Origin of the sequence: Halomonas sp. 3A7M (genome assembly GCF_014897875.1) — a bacterium.
Classification (GTDB): domain Bacteria; phylum Pseudomonadota; class Gammaproteobacteria; order Pseudomonadales; family Halomonadaceae; genus Vreelandella.
In genome coordinates, this window is sequence record NZ_JABUZD010000071.1 from 1 (window position 1) to 1,618 (window position 1,618).

At 47.5% G+C, this 1,618-nt stretch carries 2 protein-coding genes and 1 pseudogene; 1 reads left to right on the top strand and 2 read right to left on the bottom strand.

Annotated features, from left to right (window positions below; all coding sequences use genetic code 11):
* Positions 1-97 precede the first annotated feature (97 nt).
* Positions 98-700 carry a glutathione S-transferase family protein gene (locus tag INT19_RS06340; RefSeq protein ID WP_193060156.1) on the top strand — a complete coding sequence of 201 codons (603 nt, stop codon included), beginning with the start codon at positions 98-100 and terminating at the stop codon, positions 698-700.
* A 30-nt stretch (positions 701-730) separates the two neighbouring features.
* Here the strand turns inward: INT19_RS06340 and INT19_RS06345 are convergent, their stop codons facing one another.
* Both INT19_RS06345 and INT19_RS19830 read right to left on the bottom strand, forming a co-directional pair.
* Positions 731-1,099 carry an ASCH domain-containing protein gene (locus tag INT19_RS06345; RefSeq protein ID WP_193060157.1) on the bottom strand — a complete coding sequence of 123 codons (369 nt, stop codon included), beginning with the start codon at positions 1,097-1,099 and terminating at the stop codon, positions 731-733.
* 89 nt (positions 1,100-1,188) lie between these two features.
* Positions 1,189-1,566, bottom strand: a pseudogene (locus tag INT19_RS19830) (MAPEG family protein); the annotation flags it as partial.
* Positions 1,567-1,618 lie beyond the last annotated feature (52 nt).

Consider the following 1,618-nt stretch of genomic DNA (forward strand, 5'->3'; position numbering starts at 1 on the left):
AACGTGAAGTAAGTCAACTACGTCCTGGAATGAACGCTTACGCTTGGGTGTGAACTCCAGACCGGCCACCCTCGCGTTCATTTCACAGGAGACGACGATGATCTTGCACGACTACCTACCCTCCGGCAACGGCTACAAAGTGCGCCTATTACTGAATTTGCTGGATAGACCCTATGACTATCGTCATTACGATATCGTGCATGGAGAAACGCGAACCCCGGCATTCTTACAGAAGAACCCCGCTGGCAAGATTCCGGTACTGGAGCTCGACGACGGCCGCTTTCTCAGCGAGTCGAACGCCATTCTCTACTATCTAGCCCAAGGGAGTGATTATTGGCCGGAAGATCACTGGGATCAGGCACAGGCCCTGCGCTGGATGAACTTTGAACAGTACAGTCACGAGCCCAACATCGCCACACCGCGCTTCTGGCTGACTCACCTTGGCCTGAATGATGAACGCCAAGCACAGCTCGTGGGTAAACAAGCACTGGGGTGCGAAGCGCTAGCGGTGATGGACGATCACTTGGCACGACAGGACTGGTTCGCCGCAGGTCGCTACACCATCGCAGATATTGCCCTGTTCGCTTATACCCATGTAGCGGAAGATGGCGGGTTCACACTGGCGAATTATCCCAACGTTTGCCGATGGCTTGATCGGGTAGCGTCTCACCCGAACCACATTGCGATCATAGCGGAGTAGGTACCGTTCCCATGCTGACAATTGCTAAGCTTAAAATTGCACCAGCTCAACTTCATATAGCTTTCTCTTGGCTGGCACAGCCACGTTGTTAAAAATCGGGTTGTTGGTAATAGGGCGAACGTTTGACAAGCACCAAGCCAAATAACCAGGTTCCCAGCCATTTGAACAAGCAGCCTTCACTTCAGAAGGCTGCCATTCATGTATCTCTTCAACATCCACAATTGCAACAGCCCTGCCATCAGGGTCAATGGGGTTATCAGCAGATAAGAAGTGAGAATTTTCTACAATCAAAAGATCACGGATAGGTAAAGATTCTGGGCGCCACGAGCGAACCTCCAGCGTCTTTTTTCCCGAAGCTACATTAGAGCCATGCGGGCTTACTATTGAAAGTGCGAGCATAGACCTTCCTTCTTTAGTAAAAATCACAAACTCGAATTAAAATCGACAATAAAAAGAAAAAAACACACACAACATCAAGTTCAATTTTATTAAAAAACTGCGAATACAGTTAATAAAATAGCAACACAGCTATACCCTACTCCTACCACTGCAGGCAGTGTAGACATCGCAAACCCTGGCGCTCTCCATAACACATTACGCCTGTAACCTATCCAAAACATGACGCGACCAGCAACAAAAACTCCAGAATAGATGGGCAGCAAGCTCAATAATTGATAAGGAATTAATACAGATAGCGCCAGTATATTAATAGCGAATATCATAAGCTGTTCATGAGTATTAGATAGAACTCTTAGATCAACCTTCATCCCCTCTGTATTTGCTTCACACTTCGTTGGATCCGCTGATGGGTTTCCGAAACGTTGTGAACCGATTCTAACAATCATCAAAAAAAACAGTGCAACAGGGAAAACAAGGGTAAGCGTTCATCCTACGACGTAGTTGACCTACTTCACGTCA

Excerpts from the sequence above, each read along its gene's own strand:
- INT19_RS06345 (WP_193060157.1), bottom strand. The coding sequence starts at position 1,099 with ATGCTCGCACTTTCAATAGTAAGCCCGCATGGCTCTAATGTAGCTTCG.
- INT19_RS06340 (WP_193060156.1), top strand. The coding sequence starts at position 98 with ATGATCTTGCACGACTACCTACCCTCCGGCAACGGCTACAAAGTGCGC.